Below are 16,736 nucleotides of genomic sequence, written 5' to 3'. Positions count from 1 at the left end.
GTACGCTCAGTCTGGGAAGGCGAGCTTGGGCAGGAACATCACGATCTGCGGATACTCCGTGATGATGAAGACGGCGGCCAGCAGCAGGATGAAGAACGGAAACGCCGCCCGCGCAACGGTGAACGTGTCGCGCCCGCTCATGTTCTGCAGCACGAACAGATTGAACCCGACCGGCGGCGTGATCTGCGCCATCTCGACGTGGATGATAAGGTAGACGCCAAACCAGACCAGATCGAGTCCGGCCTGCCTGACCATCGGCAGCACGATGACGGCGGTCAGCACGATCATCGAGATGCCGTCGATCAGGCAGCCGAGGATGATGTACATGATGCTCAAATACAGTGCGAGCATGCTCGGCGTGAGCTGCTGCCCCTGGACCCAGGTGGCGAGCGCGGCAGGAATGCCCGTATAGGCCATCGCGGCCGTGGTATAGGCTGCGCCTGCCAGGATCAGCATGATCATGCAGGTCAGGCGCGTCGCGCTCATGATGCTCTCGAGAAAGTTCTTGCGCGTGAGCGTGCCGCTCCACCAGGCCAGCAGCAACGCGCCCGTGACGCCCCATGCCGCGCATTCCGTGGCGGTCGCAAAGCCCAGCACCAGCGAGAAGAAGACCGCCATGATCAGGAGCATACAGGGCGCGAGCTTTGCCGACTCCCGCAGCTTCTGTCGGAATGGCATCGGCGGATCGCGCGGCGGAACCTTCTTGGGATTGAGCAGCGACCAGATGATGATGTAGCCCGAATAGAGCGCCATCACGAGTACGCCCGGCAGGAAGCCGCCGAGGAACACCTGCAGCACGGAGACATTCGCCGTGACCGCGTAGACCACCATCGGGATCGAGGGTGGGATCAGGAGGCCGAGCGTGCCTGAGCCTGCGAGCGAGCCCAGGCTCAAGCCCTTGTCGTATCCACGCTTGTCGAGTTCGGGCAGCGCGATCTTGCCGATGGTCGCGCAGGTCGCGGCCGAAGAGCCCGACACCGCCGCGAAGATGCCGCAGCCGATCACGTTGACGTGGGTCAGACGTCCCGGCAGCCACTGAACCCAGGGCGACAAGCCCCGAAACATTTCTTCCGACAATTTGGTACGGAAGAGAATTTCGCCCATCCAGATGAACAGCGGCAGCGCAGCCAGCGTCCACGACGCGCTGGCGCTCCAGGTGGTGGTGGCGAGCACGGCGCCGAGCGGCAGGCTGGTCGTCAGTGCCATTGCCACGAAGCCGACGAGCCCGAGCGACACCGCGATCCAGATGCCGCTTCCCAGCAGCAGGATCATGACGCCGAGCAGGACGAACGACAGCTCGATCATGCCGAGATTGGCCATGGTCAACCTCCGCCGCCCTGCGAGATGCGCTCGACGAATTCTTCCGGCGTTTCGTCCGGCGAGCCCTTCTCGTAGCTCGGCCGATTGCCGCTGACGACATTGACCATCTCATCGATCAACGCGATCGACAGGATGGCAAGACCGCCGGCGAAACCGAGCTGCGGAATCCAGAGCGGAAGCGGGACGACGCCCTGCGCCACATCGTTGAAGCGCCAGGAATCGTAGGTCATCTGCACGGCATAGCGGGTGAAATAGAGAATGAAGGCGGTGGCGATACCGAGGGCCACGATCTCCGCGATCTGCTTGGTCCGACCATGCAGGCGTTCCAGCAGCAGGCCGACGCGGATCATCTCTCCGCGCTTGAAGGTATGCGCGAGGCCGAGGAACGCCATCGCGGCCATGCACCAGGACGCGAAATCATCCCCGGCGGGAATGTTGATCGCAAACTGGCGCCCGACCGACATGGCCATCATGATTGCAAAGATCGCAACCAGGAAGACGCCGGCGGCGTAGCCTGCCCCGAGATAAAGGAGATCCAGCGCTCGGCGCACCAGTCCTCCGGCCGTTACTTCGTCCCCTGCCACGCGATCCTCATCTCACATGAGGCGATTCAGTCGACCCGGCGGTCACACATCGCTAGCCGCCGATCCTCTTCAATATCGCCCTTGCCCAGCGTCTGTCTTTCAGACGTTAGATCAACATGATGCAACCGACGCAAGCAAGGACTATGCCTGCTTGTGGCGGGAGTTTCTACCGCAGGTTCAGCGCGTCTCCAGCCGCAGCCCGTCAAAAGCGGGCACGACGCCCGCGGGCAGCGATTGCCGGATGACTTCGTAGTCGACATCGGCCGTCATGTTGGTGATGACTGCGCGCTTCGGCTTGAACCGTTCGATCCAGGACAGCGCATCGTTGATGCTGAAATGGCTGACATGGTTGGTGTAGCGCAGGCCGTCGACGATCCAGAGGTCCAGATTCTCCAGCGCGCCCCAGCTTTCGCGCGGGATGTCGTTGAGGTCGGGCGTGTAGGCGGCGTCCCCGATGCGATAGCCGAGCGCGGGAATGGCGCCGTGCTGCACCAGGAAGGCTGTCATCGTCACCGCGCCGCCCTTCCCCAGAATGGTCTGGCTTTCGCCCGCCTCGATCGAATGCCGCGTCAGGATCGGCGGATAGTCGCTGCCCTCCGGCGAGATGAAGCAATACGAGAACCGCGCCATGATGTCCTTGGCGGTCGACAGGTTGAAATAGGTCGGGATACGACGGCGCATGTGCATCACGACCGAACGCAGATCGTCCATGCCGTGGGTCTGATCGGCGTGCTCATGGGTCAGGAACACCGCGTCGATGTGATCGACATTGGTCGAGAGCAGTTGCTCGCGCAGGTCCGGCGAGGTGTCGATCACGATGCGCGTGGTGCCGTGCTCGGACTTCCGCTCGACCAGTAGCGAACAGCGGCGGCGGCGGTTCTTGGGATTGTTGGGATCGCAAGCGCCCCAGCCCAGCGCCGGGCGCGGCACGCCGGCGGAGGAGCCGCAGCCCAGGATCGTCAGCGTCAGCGTCATGCGGCTCCCGGTTTCAAGCTTTCACCTTCGAGAACAGGCGGAAGAAGTTCTCGCTGGTCTGGCGCGAGATCTCGTCAAACGATACGCCGCGCGTCTCGGCCAGCACTTTGGCGACCTCGACCACAAAAGCGGGCTCGTTGCGTTTTCCCCGGAACTTGCCGGGCGCAAGATAGGGCGAGTCCGTTTCGACCAAGATGCGATCGGCCGGCAGTTCGGCCGCCAGCGCCCGCAAGGTCTCTGATTTCTTGAAGGTCAGGATGCCCGTGAAACCGATATAGAGCCCGAGCGACACCGCCTTCAGCGCCAGCTCGCGTCCGCCGGTGTAGCAATGCAGCACGGCGCGAAACGCGCCCTTGGCCGCCTCCTCCTCCAGGATGCGTGCGCAGTCCTCGTCGGCTTCGCGGGTGTGGATCACCAGCGGCAGGCCGGTGGTGCGGGCGGCGGCGATGTGGGCGCGAAAGCCCCTCGCCTGCGCCTCTGGCGAGCCGTTGTCGTAAAAATAGTCGAGCCCGGCTTCGCCAAGCGCGACGACCTTGGGATGCTCCGTCAGCGCAACCAGCTCATCCGATGCGATACCGTCCTCCTCATCCGCATTGTGCGGATGAGTGCCGACCGAGCAGTAGACGTCCTCATAGCGCTCAGTGATGGCCAGAAGCTGATCGAGCTTCCGCACCCGGGTCGAGATCGTGACCATGCGGCCGATGCCGGCCGCGCGGGCCCGCGATACGATCCCGTCGAGATCTTCCGCAAAGTCCGGAAAATCCAGATGGCAGTGGCTGTCGACCAGCATCGCGCAAACGTCCTAGGCTGCCGGCTCGATGTAGCGCGGGAACGCCGGCGTCGGCGCCGGCAGGGTCGAGCCGGGCGCGATGCGCTTGGCACCGCCGAGCATGGCGAAGTTGCGCTCCCCGTCCGGGATGCCGAGGCTGTCGAGCAGCAATCCCGAGGCGGTCGGCATCGCGGGCTGCGCCAGGATCGCGATCTGGCGCACGACTTCGGCGGTGACGTAGAGCACCGTCTTCTGCCTGGCCGGGTCGGTCTTGGCGAGCGCCCACGGCGCCTCGCCCGCGAAATAGCGGTTGGCCTCCGCGACCACGGCCCAGACGGCGTTGAGCCAGTGATGGATCTGCTGCATTGCCATGGCCTCGCGCGATGCGGCGACCATGCCGTCGGCCATCGCCAGGATTGCCTTGTCGTTGTCGCTGAATTCGCCGGGCTCGGGCAGCACGCCGCCGAGTTGCTTGGCGATCATCGACAGCGAACGCTGCGCGAGGTTGCCGAGATCGTTGGCGAGATCGGCGTTGATGCGCGCCACGATGGCCTCGTGATTGTAGTTGCCGTCCTGTCCGAACGGCACCTCGCGCAGGAAGAAATAGCGCACCTGATCGACGCCGTACTGGTCGGCAAGATTGAAGGGATCGACGACGTTGCCGACCGACTTCGACATCTTCTCGCCCCTGCTGAACAGGAAGCCGTGGGCATAGACGCGCTTCGGCAGCGGAATCCCGGCCGACAGCAGGAACGCCGGCCAATACACCGCGTGGAATCGGATGATGTCCTTGCCGATGATGTGCACGTCGGCCGGCCAATAACGCCAGTTTCCGTCGTTCTCATCGGGGAAGCCGACGCCGGTGATGTAGTTGGTCAGCGCGTCGACCCAGACATACATCACGTGCTCTTCGTCACCAGGCACCTTGACGCCCCAATCGAAGGTGGTGCGCGAGATCGAGAGATCACGCAGGCCGCCTCTGACGAAGCTCACCACCTCGTTCTTGCGGGAGTCCGGCCCGATGAAGTCAGGCTGATCCGCATAGAGCTTCAACAGCTTGTCCTGGTATGCCGACAGCCGGAAGAAATAGCTCTTCTCCTCGACCCATTCGACCGGCGTGCCCTGCGGGCCCAGCCGGACGCCGTCATCGTTCAAGCGCGTCTCATCCTCGGCGTAATACGCCTCGTCCCGCACGGAATACCAGCCGGCATAGATGTCGGCATAGATATCGCCGTTCGCTTCCATGCGCCGCCAGATCTCCTGGCTGGAGCGATGATGCTGCTCCTCGGTGGTGCGGATGAAGCGGTCGAACGACACGTTCAGACGCTCGTCCATCTCCTTGAAGCGACCGGCATTGCGGGCCGCGAGCGCTGAGACGGCCATGTTCTCGCCGGCCGCCGTCTGCACCATCTTCTGGCCGTGCTCGTCGGTGCCGGTCAGGAAGAACACGTCCTTGCCGTCGAGCCGCGCAAAGCGTGCCAGCACGTCGGTCGCGATCGCTTCATAGGCGTGGCCGATATGCGGACTGCCATTGGGATAGGCGATCGCTGTCGTGATGTAGAAGACATTGTCGCGCGCGGGCGCGGCCACGGGCGCCGCAGCCTTTGGTGTGGCTGCGGGCGTTGCGGCTTGCGGAGCCGCAGCGGGCTTCGGCGCGCGGGGTGCCTTCGGCTTGACAACCTTCGGCAGCGTGGCGGCGGGGGCCGGCGCTGCGATCACAGGCGCGACCACCCTCGCCTTCTTGGCCACCGTCTTCGCGGGAGCCTTGGCGGATTTCTTGGCGGATTTCTTGGCTGATTTGTTAGCTGGCTTCTTGGCGACGGCCGGCTTCTTCGCAGCCTTCTTGACCGCCTTCTTTGCCGTCTTCACGGTGCTCTTCTTCGCGCCCTTCTTGGCCGGGGCCTTCTTGGTCTTCTTGACTTTCTTGGCCGCCTTGGCGTTGGCCTTCGCACGCGCCTTCACGGCCTTCTTTGCGGCTTTCTTCGCAGCCTTGTTGCGGCCCTTGTCTTTAGCAGTTTTCTTAGCTCGCGTTGCCACGACGAATTCCTTTACCGGCTTCTCGAAATCTGGAAACGAACCTGAGTTCGATTATTGATTTGCGCATGATCTTTCGGAAAACCGCTGCGCACTTTTCCGGATCATGCTTTAGCGCGTTGCGTCCGCCAGCCAGCCGAACACCGAGAACACCAAGGGCTTGCGCTCCAGATTATAGGTTTCGGTGTCGCGCGCGGCGCGGACGATCTTTTCCCATACCTCAGCTAGGCGCGCAAGGCGCGGCAGGTTCTGGTTGGCATTGGCCTCGTCCGCATGCAGACGTTCCGCGATCCAGCGATCGATGCCATCGATGAAGGCGGCGAGCGCGACGCGGTCGCTAGTGGGAAGCGAATCGCCGAGCGTGTGCAATTCGCGCGGATCGACCTGCGGCAGGCGCGCGAGCAGCGCCGCCGTGCGTTGCTGAAGCTTCAGCGCGTCACCGCCGAGCAGCGTCAGCGCCCTTGCAACGCTGCCCTCGGAGGCCTCCGCGGCCTCGCGCAGCGCGGGATCGCTCGGATCGAGATCGGCGGCCGAAGCCGCAGCGCCAATCACATCATCGGTGGCGAGCGGCCGCAGGCGCAGCTTGCGGCAGCGCGACTGGATGGTGGCGAGCACGCGCGCGGGCGCGTGGCTGACCAAAAGGAACAGCGATTGCTGCGGCGGTTCCTCGAGGATTTTCAGCAGCGCGTTGGCCGCGTTCGGATTGAGCTCGTCGACGGTGTCGACGATGCAGACGCGCCAGCCTTCGGCCGCGGCAGTCGAGCCGAAGAAGCCGATGGTCTCGCGCGTCTCGTCCACGGTGATCACGGTGCGCATCACGCCGCGATCGTTGGCGGTACGCTCCAGCGTCAGCAGGCCGCCATGCGAGGCGGCCGCCACCTGCCGCGCCACGGCGTCATTGGGATCGATCGCGAGGTCTTCGGCGCGCTGCACGGCTTCCGCCAGCGGCTGGCCATGGGCGAGCACGAAGCGCGCCATCCGATAGGCCAGGGTCGCCTTGCCGATGCCCTGCGGCCCGCCGATCAGCCAGGCGTGAGGGATGCGGCCGCTGCGATAGGCCGTCAACAGCGCGGTCTCGGCTTCGCGATGACCGAACAGTTTCGATATCTCGCGCGGGTGCGGAATGGCGGTTTCGCGCTCGGTCTGACGCGGGCTCATACGGAAACCACCGAGGCTGGTGTGGGAAGGAGACGATCGCGCAGCGCCGTCCAGACACGGCCTGCGACCGTGTCAGGGTCGGAATTGGCGTCGATCAGCACGCAGCGTGCGGGATCGTCCTCGGCAATCTTGCGATAGGCCTCGCGCAGGCCCTGGTGAAAACCGAGCTTCTCGCCCTCGAACCGGTCGGGCGTGCTGTTGCCGCGGCGCGCGGCGGCGCGTTGCAGGCCGATCTCGACCGGCAGGTCGAGGATGATGGTGAGGTCCGGCTTGAGATCGCCGATCGTGACCCGCTGCATCGCGTTGATCAGGCCCTCAGGCACTTGGCCGAGGCTGCCCTGATAGGCCCGCGTCGAGTCGGCGAAGCGGTCGCACAGCACCCAGGTGCCCTGGTTGAGCGCAGGCAGGATCACGGTGCGGACATGGTCATCACGCGCGGCGGCGAACAACAGCGTCTCCGCCTCGGGGCCGAGCAGCTTGCCCATGCCCGACAGCACCAGATGACGCATGATCTCGGCGCCCGGCGAGCCGCCCGGCTCGCGCGTGACGCGGATGCGGAGCTTTGCCGCCTTGAGGCGGTCGGCAAGCTTCTTGATCTGGGTCGACTTGCCCGTGCCCTCGCCGCCTTCAAAGGTGACGAAGCGTCCGCGTCCGGACGGCCGCTGTAGCGCGCTCTCACTCATGTCAGAGCTTCTCGGCGCCTGCGCGGAACATGCCGATCACGAGCTCGCTGGCGCCGTCGATCGCGCGTCGCACGGTCGAGCCGGTGCCTATCGCTTCGGCCGCATAGACCGGCGTCTCCACCGCGATGTTGCCGCTGCGCCAGACCCTGACCACGCCGACCCGTTGGCCGGCCTCGACCGGCGCCCGCACCGGACCGCTATAGACGACGCGCGCAATCAGCTTGTCGCTGCCGTTCTTGTGCACCATCACCTTCACCGGAGTCTTGGCGACGAGCTTGACCGAGCGGCTCTCGCCGCCGAACACCTTGGCGTAGCCGACGGGCTGCTCGGCCGCGATCAGCGTGCGGGTCTCGAAATTGCGGAAACCCCATTCCAGCATTTTCTTGGCTTCCGTGGCGCGATCCTCCGGGTCTTCCAGTCCGTTGACGACGACGATCAGCCGCGTGCCGTTCTGCACCGCCGAGCCGACCATGCCGTAGCCGCCCTCCTTGGTATAGCCGGTCTTCAGCCCGTCGGCGCCTTCCATCGAATTGAGCAGCGGATTGCGGTTGGGCTGGCGGATCTTGTTCCAGGTGTACTCCTTCTCGCCGAACAGTTTGTAGAACTCCGGAAAGTCCAGGATGATGTGCCGGGCGAGCATGCCAAGCTCGCGCACCGTCATCTTGTTGGCGGGGTCGGGCAAACCGTTGGAGTTGCCGAAGGTCGATTTGGTCAGGCCGAGCTCGCGGGCGCGCTTGGTCATGAAGTCCGCCGCGAAAATCTTCTCGTTGCCCGCCATGGCCTCGGCGAGCGCGATGCAGGCATCGTTGCCGCTCTGGATGATCGCGCCGTGCAGGAGATCGTCGACCGAGACCTTGCTGTTGATGGCGGCGAACATGGTCGAGCCACCGGAGGGCGCGCCTCCCCGGCGCCAGGCGTTCTCGCTGATCCGGTATTCGTCGGTCAGCTTGATGTCGCCCTTCTTGATGGCATTGAAGACGACCTCCGCCGTCATCAGCTTCATCATGCTGGAGGGCGCTCGGAGCTCGTCGGCGTTCTTCTCGAACAGCACGCTGCCTGAGGAGGCCTCGATCAGGATCGCGGTCGGGGCATCGCCGTCGAATCCGGCATCGTCCGGCTTCTTGGCGCCCTGGATGCTCTGGTTGGCGGCCAGAAGCGCCCCGCTCCAGCCGATGCTTGCCACCAGAATCGCGGCGACCAGCCCGCGCGCCAGTGTTCCGGCGGTGAGCCGGTTGCGACGAAGCAAAGGAAGACGAAATGCCATGGCGAAGCCCTGAGAGAGGCGTTCTAACAGTTGGAACAGATGCGAACAACACGCGGTTCGACGCCTGTCCCTGAGATTGCACGATTCTCGCCGCGCCCCTATCGTGGCGCCTTATGTTTCTCGACCAAACCCCTGAAACAAGGCGGAAAAGCGATGTCCTCCACCCGCGTGATCAAGGCCAACGGCATCGATCTCTTCATCCGCGAAGCCGGCCAGGGTCCGCTGGTCGTGCTGTGCCATGGTTGGCCGGAGCTGTCCTATTCCTGGCGCCACCAGATCCCCGCGCTGGCCGCGGCCGGGTTTCACGTCGTCGCCCCCGACATGCGCGGCTACGGCCAGAGCGCCGCGCCGCCTGAGGTCGCGGCCTACTCGATTTTCGACACGGTCGGCGACATGGTCGGTCTCGTGCAGGCGCTCGGCGAGACCAAGGCGATGGTCGTCGGCCACGATTGGGGCGCACCGGTTGCCTGGCATGCGGCGCTGTTCCGGCCCGACATCTTCACGGCGGTCGCGGGCCTCAGCGTGCCGCCGCCGTTCCGCGGCCGCGGCAAGCCGCTCGACCTCTTGCGCCAGGGCGGCGTCACCAATTTCTACTGGCAGTACTTCCAGGCGCCCGGCGTCGCCGAGGCCGAGCTGGAACGAGACGTCGCCCGCACCATGCGCATCGTGCTCGGCGGACGCGGCCTTGCCGATCCCACTGCCGCCATGTTCGTGCAGGAGGGCAAGGGCTTTCTCAGCCACGCCACCACCGAGGAGCCGCTGCCCGGCTGGCTCGGCGAGGCTGACCTCGCCTATTTCACCGAGAGCTTCCGCAAGTCCGGCTTTCGCGGCGGGCTGAATTGGTACCGCAACATCGACCGCAATTGGGAGCTGACGGCGCCCTGGCAGGACGCGCAGATCCATCAGCCCTCGCTGTTCATCGCCGGCTCCAGGGACGCCGTCATCACCGGCCTGATCGGTGCCAAGCGCGTCAACGAGCTCGAGCGCGTGCTGCCCAATCTGAAGCAGAAGCTGATCATCGAGGGCGCCGGCCATTGGGTGCAGCAGGAACGGCCCGACGAGGTGAACGCGGCGCTGGTGCAATTCCTGAAGGAAAGCGCAGCCTAATAGAGCCCGCGGCCGCTCAGGATGCTGCGGGCCTCGGCGGCCCCGTCGGCCGATGACGGCGCGTTCTCCGCCGCGTAGCGGCCGTCCGCGTCATAGGACACGGCGCGCGCGTTGTGGACCGCCCGGCCCCGGCCGCGGCTCGAGGCCGACATTTCCGAGGTCGCATTGAGCGAGGCCATGTCGGCGGAGGTGGTGCCGAGATTATAGGGCCGCCCCTCCGGCATCGGCACGTCGCCGCGAATGGCACCGCGGCTCGATCCCGGCAATTCCGGCACGAAGGGCTTGGCCGAGGCGACCCGCACCATCGAGGGCGACGGCGCCGGAACGCCGGTGCGCAGGGTCGCCAGAAGCTGGCGGTCGTCGGAGCCTTCGAGCGGCGCCCGGCCGACATATTCGACGCGGACCTTTGCGACGCCATTGCCTTTGAATTCAAGCAGTTCGGCGGCCTTGTTCGAGACATCGATGAGGCGGTTGCCGTGATAGGGGCCGCGGTCATTGACGCGCACGATCAGCGACTTGCCGTTCGAGACATTGGTCACTCGCGCATAGGACGGCATCGGCAGGGTCGGATGCGCCGCGGTCAGCGAGGTCATGTCGAACACTTCGCCGTTGGCGGTCAGGCGGCCGTGGAAGTCATCGCCGTACCAGGACGCCATGCCCTCGGCGCGGTAGTTGACGTCCTCCTCGGGCACGTAGGTCCGGCCGGCCACGACATAGGGCTTGCCGACGCGGTAGGTGCCGCCGCCCTTCGGGACCGGGTCCCCGAACGCCACGACCCGGGGGCTCGAGGACACGCCATATTTCGGATCGACGCGGCTGGCGAATTTGTTGGAGGAGGCGCAATTGGCCAGCGCAACGCAGGCCGCGACCGCCGCAGCACCACGCGCGGCCCGCAAAACCGAATCTGACCGTCGGATCCCCATGCGCCCCAAATACCACTTTGCCGGAGGCGTACCCACCCCGCTTTGGCTACGGGGAGCGCTGTCCGGTCCTTTAATCCGAGGCGGCCCACCACCGCGTCGGATGCGGTAACGATAACGCAACCCGAACACGGCGGAAATGGGGAGCCCACAGCGATCCCGCCGGGATGGTAAACGAGACGTTCGCATTTTTCCGTTGTTCTACGGAGCGATGGCGCCAACCCTGTGCCACGGCTGGACATTCTGTTGCGCCGAATCCTCACTCCACCCCCATTGTCGCTGCCTTCACTGGAATTCTTTTGACTGTGCAAGGCCGCACGCGTTCTCTCGGATGCAAGGGCGGGATTTGGAATTTAACGATGATCGAGACGGTTTCGGCACTGATGGGTCTGGTAAGCGCGGGGATCTTCCTGGCCCATGCGTTTGAAGGTTACCGCACGAGGGCCTAACGGCACTCGCGCAGACGGCAAGCATCACCTCTTTCAAGCGGCGCGTTCGGACAATTTTGATCGATCCGAGCGAGCATCGAAAACGAGAGCGGCAGGTGTCACATGCGTAACCATGACCTGGTATCTGACGGCTTCCTGGCATTGACCGCCGGCGGCTTGGTTCTGCTCTGCTCGAGCCTGGTGGCACTGGCGTTCGCCTGAGCCCCGCTTCGTTACCCTCCAGCACAGCTCCACCGCGGCGCATCATGCGCCGATGTCCCGCTCCCAATCTGTTGATTGAATTCCCGCGTTCGGTGCCTCGACTCATTTCCAGAGGCCATCACCAACGAGGGTGACACAAATGCTTGCCGAGAAATTCTTCCTGGTCCTGGAATCCCTGATCCGCGGCGACCGCACCTATCCGGACGGAAGCCCCCGGGTCATCAGCACCTCCCCGCACGTGCCGGTCAGGCTGCCGGCGCAGAAATAGCCGGCGTCACGCGCCACTCAGCGCAGACCCAGCAGGGAGCGGCGATAGCGGCTGTCACGGGCCTCGTTCAGGCAGACGAAGCTGCCGTCGAACCCCTGGCCGTACCGCTTCTGACCCTTGCGGTAGTAGATGCCCTTCCTGAAGTCGAGCCAGACCACCTTGTCGTGCGGGCAATGACGCTGCGCCTGCGCCTCGTAGCGAAACGGCGTCAGCGGTGTCGCCGAGACCTCCGCGGTGCCCGCGCCAATCATGATTGCGCCGGCAAGCGCGATGCCGCCGGACCATCTGCGAAAGCCGCTCCTCGTCACTCCCCGCCTCCCGATCCACACCGTCGCGCGATGGCCGTTCGGCACGCTAGCACGAAATGGCGCGATCAGCCGATGGCGGGACGTGCGGCGCGTCTTCCGCCGGCCATGTTGTCGGGCTAGATGAAAGCGATCGTTTCGATTGCGAGGATGCAGCCTGAATGTCGGTTGAGCCTTCACCCCAATCCGAACCTCGTTCGCCCTCGCCGCGCCTCGGCCTGCTGCCGATGATCATCTTCGGCTCGCGCTGGCTGCAACTGCCGCTCTATCTCGGACTGATCGTGGCGCAATGCGTCTACATCGCGCTGTTCCTGAAAGAGCTCTGGCACCTCTCCTGGCACGCCCTCGACCTCACCGAGCAGCAGATCATGATGAGTGTGCTGGCGCTGATCGACGTCGTGATGATCTCCAACCTGCTCGTGATGGTGATCGTCGGCGGCTACGAGACGTTCGTCTCGCGGCTCGACCTGCAGGGCCATCCCGACGAGCCGGAATGGCTCGGCCACGTCAATGCGAGCGTGCTCAAGATCAAGCTCGCCATGGCCATCATCGGCATCTCCTCGATCGCGCTGCTGCGCACCTTCATCGAGGCCGGCAATCTCGGCTCGAACCGCGCCGGCTTCACCGAGACCGGCGTGATGTGGCAGGTGCTGATCCACCTCACCTTCGTCGTTTCGGCGATCGGCATTGCCTATGTCGACAAGCTCGGTGACTCCGGCACGCGCAAGCAGGCCGAGTGAGGTTACCAAGGTCGGCCTTATTGCTTGTCCACTTCGAGCTGCGCCAGCGCCTGGTGCAGGCACTCCTGAAGCTTCAGCGCGACCTGCTCACGCGCGATGCCCTTGGCGGCGAGATCGCCTGACACCTTGTCTACGACATCGGCGATCGCCCGGCTCTCCAGATGGTCCGTCACCAGCGTGGTTGCGTAGCTTGCCGCGGCATCGCCGCTCAGCCCGAGCTGGCCTGCAGCCCAAAGCCCGAGCAGCTTGTTGGACCGGGCGGTGGCCTTGAACATGAATTCCTCGTCATGGACGAACTTGGCCTCAAAGCCCTGCTCGCGCTTGTCGAACGTGGTCATGGTCAGCTCCATTTGCGCTTGCGCTGATAGGTGTCGGACTGGCTGGGGGCGAACGTCTCCCGTGCTTCACGTCAGTTCGGATCAGTTGAAGCTTCCGGCGGAAGCCAAACGCCGTCAAGCCTGCCGATGCGCCCCCGCGCCGGGCGCGTGCATGGCCCGCACAAGCCCGGCGCCAGCCGGCTCGGCTAGGCAGAGATCCTTTACTGGTCGTTAAGCAGACTCAGCGCCGCATGGCTTGGGGCATACCGAGAGCTGACGCATGAACAAAGAGCTGCGGGAGTTTCGACGGCTTGAACGGGTTTGCCTGGAGCAGGCCGCCCTCTCCACCATGGACCTCGCGAAAAGCGGGCTGCTCAAGGTCGCCGACGATTGCCGCATCGCAGCCGAAGCCATCGAGGCGCAATCGCCCCGCGGCGCGTTCACAGGGGCCGTCCAGGCGCTGAGGCTGGCTTGGAGCGCGACGCGGACGCCGAAACGGCACTAGCCGGCGGCATCGCCCGGACAGATCGCGTCAGAAGATTGCGGGCGGGACCCGCGCTGGATCAGGCCTTCGCCGCCGCCGCCTCGCGCGCCAGCCGTTCGGCCTTCAGCCGCTCCTTGTTGGCGTAAAACGCCTTCTGCGCCTCTTCATGGTCGCGCATGGCCTTTTCGGCCTCGATCCGGCGTGCCGCATCGCGCGCCTGGCGCTGCTCGGGGGTCAGGGGTTTGCGTCGGAAGGAAAGGTCTTCAGTCATGCGGAGACAACGCGGACCCGGCGAAAGGGTTCCACTGGGCGGACCCGGCGGCCCTGCAAATTGGAACTCGAGCGGTCCGCCCCGCCCGAACGCCGCCCCAACAAATATCGAAAAACAACCCCATGCATAGTAGCTATGCCGTTGTAGAATAAAGCTTTTTCTAGGCTCTCGAAGGCCCCTGGATATCAACCTCGGCGATGACGGGCAGGTGGTCCGAGAACGCCCTCGCCTCCGTGTCGGTCCAGACTTTCGCGATCCGGCTATCAGAGGTCGCATAAATCCGGTCGAGCCGCATCAGGGGCAAGCGCGATGGGAAGGTGCGCAGCCGCGTACGGTTGGGGCAGGCCTGCGCGAGCACGCGCCGCACCGACTTGACCCAAAACCAATCGTTGAAATCGCCGAGGACGACGGTCCTCCCGGGTTTCACCAGGCTCACCAGGGTTTGTGCCTGGGCATGCCGCTCGTGGATGCTCAGGCCGAGATGCGTGGCAACCACGCGCACGTCACCGACCGGCGTCAGGAGGCCAGCGGCAATGGCCCTGCGCGGCTCGCGCTCCCGATACGACACGTCGACGATTTCGGGCACCCCGGAGAACGGAAAGCGGCTCAGGAGCATCTGACCGTAGTCGCCATCCGCGGTGACAATCGACTTGGCGTGAACGCGGTGATCGCCGACGACACTCGCCAGCTTCGCAAACGGATCGTCGGACCTCGATCGCGAATCCACCTCCTGAAGCGCGACGACATCAGGAGCCCATTTGCGAAGGATGGAGCAGACCCCCTCCAGATCGAACTTCGGATTGAGATTGAACGTGCCGTGCACATTCCACGTCATGAAACGCACCGGCGCCATCAGCGCCTCCCGGCGAGCCAGGTCGCGAGGAATTGCGCGCCTGCGCAAACGCCGAGCCAGCCCAGGAACGCCAGCACCAACAGCAACATGCTGCTCCAGGATGCATTGCGGGCCAAATCCGCGATCTGAGCCCCCAGCACGGCCATGGCAAGAATACCGGGCGTCATGCCAAGCAAGGTTCCGAGCAGGAAGTCGCGTAAAGGCAGCGTGCTCGCGCCAGCCACGACATTCACGACCGAGAACGGTGCGATGGGAATCATCCGGATGACGACGACAGCCAGGACGCCCTTGCCGACAACGCGATCCTGGATCCGCGCGGCGCGTCGTCCGAGCAACTGCTGGAGCCGCTGCCGTCCGAGGGCCCGCCCGATCACGAAAAGGATGAAGGCGCTGAGCAAGACGCCGGCGATCGCCGTGGCGAAACCCAGCCATGGCCCAAGCGCGGCAGCCGTTGCTGCAATGAGCACGAGCACCGGAAACACCACCAGCCCGCCGACGACAAAAGCCGCGATTGCGAGTGGCGGCCCCCAGACGGATTGGGAGTAAGTCGACAGCAAATTCGAGACGCGGCCCGTGTCGGCCAAATCGCTCAAGGAAGTGTACGACCAGGCTATTGCCAAGCCAAAAAGCGCCACGGCGATCGATACGATCCCGATGACGGTCTTCGTGCTCCACATGCGCGATGCCGCCCGCTCGAGATGAAGGGGCCGCTCAGGGTCCGCCACCGGCTGAACCATCGTGGCCAGAGTGCTGGTCAGGACTGAGGCTTCCACTGCCCGCAGCGTCTTCGGGCCGTCGGCTTTCGACACCTCGTCCATAAGAGCAAGAAGACGATCGTCGTTTTGCCTGACGCTCCGTTCGTCGAGGCCACAAAAATGGGCTATCAGGCGACGCCGAACTGAAGCGACGGACTCCCGATGTTCGTCGGATGCGGCTTCAAAAATCAGATCACATTCGCTGTCGGCGCCCATCGACCGGTTGTTCAAATTGGCCGAGCCTATCCTCAAGATCCTGTCATCGACGATCATGAGCTTGCTGTGCACCATCACGGCCGCTTCCGTGTCTCCCTCTCGTGTGACCGGGTAGACGAAACGGATGCGATCTGCCACGCCAGCCTCGCTGAAGCAGTCGATGAACGCGCCACGGCCGTTCTGCATGGCCTGGGATTCCAGCCACGAGGAATGCAGTTTTGGAGCGACGACCAGAACCCGGAGCGACGGCACGCGCTGCATCTGCTCCGCCAACTCCCGCGCGATCTTGATCGCGCTGGTGAACTGGTTCTCGATGTAGATGAAGCTCGTCGCGGACCGGATCGCTGCAATCAAGGAGCGTTCGACCTCCCTGATGGTCGAACCTGCAGGACAGACCACCTCGGTCCGGGCGATCCCAACCGGCATGAGCTCAGCCTCGACCGGCACATGCGACGGCCAGCGCATACTCTTTTGCGCATGCCGATCCTGCATCTGTTGGCCTGCCGCACGCCAGCGCTCCTCGGCGAGTTCGAACAGCGAGGCGGCAGCATCCCCGTCGACCACGCATTGAACATCATGAAACGGCGGGTATGGCTTGCCCTGGGGGTCGCAGCGCAGTTCGTGATCGACGCGATGATCGCTCGTGTCCCAGCGTCTGATCGTCAGATCGAGCCCGCCGACGAACGCCAGTGAACCGTCGATAGAGACGATCTTCTGGTGCTGGGCCGAGCCGAACGGAAGCGTGGAATCCAGATGAAATCGGACGCGGCCGTCCGTGTCGGCGGTGAATTTGGCCGCGGAATTCCATTCCCGTTCGGAGGCGTAGAACGAGACGAAGTCCCAGACCAGAATGTTGATCCGCAGGTCCGGCCGGCGGTGAACGAGGGCGCGCAGAAATGGGCCGAGCTGTTCCGGCAAGCCGTCATCCGCCCGCCCCGACGATCCGACCAGCCTGGTCTCGCTATGGATATCCCACCCGACGATGTAGACGAGATCCTGCGCCGCGAGCAGCGCCTCGCGCAGGGCCGCGAAATAAGCGGCAGCATCGTTCAGAACCGCCACG

The 16,736-nt window shown here is 64.6% G+C and carries 18 protein-coding genes; 4 read left to right on the top strand and 14 right to left on the bottom strand.

The window, feature by feature from the left end; genetic code table 11:
* Nucleotides 1-6: 6 nt before the first annotated feature.
* From GGD61_RS13100 to GGD61_RS13065, 8 genes are all read right to left on the bottom strand, one after another.
* Nucleotides 7-1,320, bottom strand: a complete 1,314-nt coding sequence (locus tag GGD61_RS13100; protein WP_092258167.1) for a TRAP transporter large permease — start codon at nucleotides 1,318-1,320, stop codon at nucleotides 7-9.
* A 2-nt stretch (nucleotides 1,321-1,322) separates the two neighbouring features.
* Nucleotides 1,323-1,904 (bottom strand): TRAP transporter small permease, encoded by a 582-nt coding sequence (locus tag GGD61_RS13095; protein WP_092258164.1) that lies wholly within the window; start codon nucleotides 1,902-1,904, stop codon nucleotides 1,323-1,325.
* A 177-nt stretch (nucleotides 1,905-2,081) separates the two neighbouring features.
* The gene (locus GGD61_RS13090) at nucleotides 2,082-2,879 is read right to left on the bottom strand and encodes an MBL fold metallo-hydrolase (RefSeq protein ID WP_092258161.1); all 798 of its coding nucleotides are present in this window, start codon (nucleotides 2,877-2,879) and stop codon (nucleotides 2,082-2,084) included.
* A gap of 13 nt (nucleotides 2,880-2,892) precedes the next feature.
* A complete protein-coding gene (locus GGD61_RS13085; protein WP_092258158.1) occupies nucleotides 2,893-3,669 on the bottom strand; it encodes a TatD family hydrolase in 777 nt (258 codons plus the stop codon).
* Nucleotides 3,670-3,681: 12 nt separating this feature from the next.
* The gene (gene metG / locus GGD61_RS13080) at nucleotides 3,682-5,685 is read right to left on the bottom strand and encodes a methionine--tRNA ligase (protein ID WP_092258155.1); all 2,004 of its coding nucleotides are present in this window, start codon (nucleotides 5,683-5,685) and stop codon (nucleotides 3,682-3,684) included.
* A 108-nt stretch (nucleotides 5,686-5,793) separates the two neighbouring features.
* Nucleotides 5,794-6,840 (bottom strand): DNA polymerase III subunit delta', encoded by a 1,047-nt coding sequence (locus tag GGD61_RS13075; protein ID WP_092258152.1) that lies wholly within the window; start codon nucleotides 6,838-6,840, stop codon nucleotides 5,794-5,796.
* Complete coding sequence (gene tmk, locus GGD61_RS13070) at nucleotides 6,837-7,523, bottom strand: dTMP kinase (protein ID WP_018320476.1); 687 nt, start codon at nucleotides 7,521-7,523, stop codon at nucleotides 6,837-6,839. The genes GGD61_RS13075 and tmk overlap by 4 nt, the downstream gene beginning before the upstream one ends.
* A gap of 1 nt (nucleotide 7,524) precedes the next feature.
* Entirely contained in the window at nucleotides 7,525-8,787 is a 1,263-nt protein-coding gene (locus GGD61_RS13065; protein ID WP_177237174.1) for a D-alanyl-D-alanine carboxypeptidase family protein, read from the bottom strand.
* A 153-nt stretch (nucleotides 8,788-8,940) separates the two neighbouring features.
* Here GGD61_RS13065 and GGD61_RS13060 point away from each other — a divergent pair, with 153 nt between their 5' ends.
* Nucleotides 8,941-9,894 (top strand): alpha/beta fold hydrolase, encoded by a 954-nt coding sequence (locus tag GGD61_RS13060; protein ID WP_092258146.1) that lies wholly within the window; start codon nucleotides 8,941-8,943, stop codon nucleotides 9,892-9,894.
* Here GGD61_RS13060 and GGD61_RS13055 read toward each other — a convergent pair.
* Nucleotides 9,891-10,817, bottom strand: a complete 927-nt coding sequence (locus GGD61_RS13055) for a septal ring lytic transglycosylase RlpA family protein (protein WP_049814989.1) — start codon at nucleotides 10,815-10,817, stop codon at nucleotides 9,891-9,893. The two genes, GGD61_RS13060 and GGD61_RS13055, sit on opposite strands and share 4 nt — an antisense overlap.
* Before the next feature lie 786 nt (nucleotides 10,818-11,603).
* On the opposite strand from GGD61_RS13055, the gene GGD61_RS41240 reads away from it, so the two are divergent.
* Nucleotides 11,604-11,732, top strand: coding sequence for a hypothetical protein (locus tag GGD61_RS41240; RefSeq protein ID WP_018320480.1), 129 nt, complete (start codon nucleotides 11,604-11,606; stop codon nucleotides 11,730-11,732).
* A gap of 17 nt (nucleotides 11,733-11,749) precedes the next feature.
* Here the strand turns inward: GGD61_RS41240 and GGD61_RS13050 are convergent, their stop codons facing one another.
* The gene (locus tag GGD61_RS13050) at nucleotides 11,750-12,040 is read right to left on the bottom strand and encodes a hypothetical protein (protein WP_092258140.1); all 291 of its coding nucleotides are present in this window, start codon (nucleotides 12,038-12,040) and stop codon (nucleotides 11,750-11,752) included.
* A gap of 158 nt (nucleotides 12,041-12,198) precedes the next feature.
* On the opposite strand from GGD61_RS13050, the gene GGD61_RS13045 reads away from it, so the two are divergent.
* The gene (locus GGD61_RS13045) at nucleotides 12,199-12,777 is read left to right on the top strand and encodes a TIGR00645 family protein (RefSeq protein WP_092258137.1); all 579 of its coding nucleotides are present in this window, start codon (nucleotides 12,199-12,201) and stop codon (nucleotides 12,775-12,777) included.
* A 17-nt stretch (nucleotides 12,778-12,794) separates the two neighbouring features.
* Here GGD61_RS13045 and GGD61_RS13040 read toward each other — a convergent pair whose 3' ends face one another.
* Nucleotides 12,795-13,115 (bottom strand): DUF1476 domain-containing protein, encoded by a 321-nt coding sequence (locus GGD61_RS13040; RefSeq protein ID WP_038970337.1) that lies wholly within the window; start codon nucleotides 13,113-13,115, stop codon nucleotides 12,795-12,797.
* Between the two features lie 259 nt (nucleotides 13,116-13,374).
* On the opposite strand from GGD61_RS13040, the gene GGD61_RS13035 reads away from it, so the two are divergent.
* Complete coding sequence (locus tag GGD61_RS13035; RefSeq protein WP_092258134.1) at nucleotides 13,375-13,599, top strand: hypothetical protein; 225 nt, start codon at nucleotides 13,375-13,377, stop codon at nucleotides 13,597-13,599.
* A 58-nt stretch (nucleotides 13,600-13,657) separates the two neighbouring features.
* Here GGD61_RS13035 and GGD61_RS13030 read toward each other — a convergent pair whose 3' ends face one another.
* The 3 genes from GGD61_RS13030 to GGD61_RS13020 form a co-directional block, all read right to left on the bottom strand.
* Complete coding sequence (locus tag GGD61_RS13030; protein ID WP_018320485.1) at nucleotides 13,658-13,849, bottom strand: hypothetical protein; 192 nt, start codon at nucleotides 13,847-13,849, stop codon at nucleotides 13,658-13,660.
* Between the two features lie 160 nt (nucleotides 13,850-14,009).
* Nucleotides 14,010-14,702, bottom strand: a complete 693-nt coding sequence (locus GGD61_RS13025) for an endonuclease/exonuclease/phosphatase family protein (RefSeq protein ID WP_092258131.1) — start codon at nucleotides 14,700-14,702, stop codon at nucleotides 14,010-14,012.
* Nucleotides 14,702-16,735 (bottom strand): VTT domain-containing protein, encoded by a 2,034-nt coding sequence (locus tag GGD61_RS13020; RefSeq protein ID WP_092258128.1) that lies wholly within the window; start codon nucleotides 16,733-16,735, stop codon nucleotides 14,702-14,704. Before GGD61_RS13020 ends, GGD61_RS13025 begins: the two co-directional genes overlap by 1 nt.
* Between the last annotated feature and the right edge of the window lies 1 nt (nucleotide 16,736).

It is taken from the genome of Bradyrhizobium sp. SBR1B, assembly GCF_014198205.1.
GTDB lineage: Bacteria > Pseudomonadota > Alphaproteobacteria > Rhizobiales > Xanthobacteraceae > Bradyrhizobium.
This window is presented reverse-complemented; position numbering and strand designations above follow the sequence as displayed.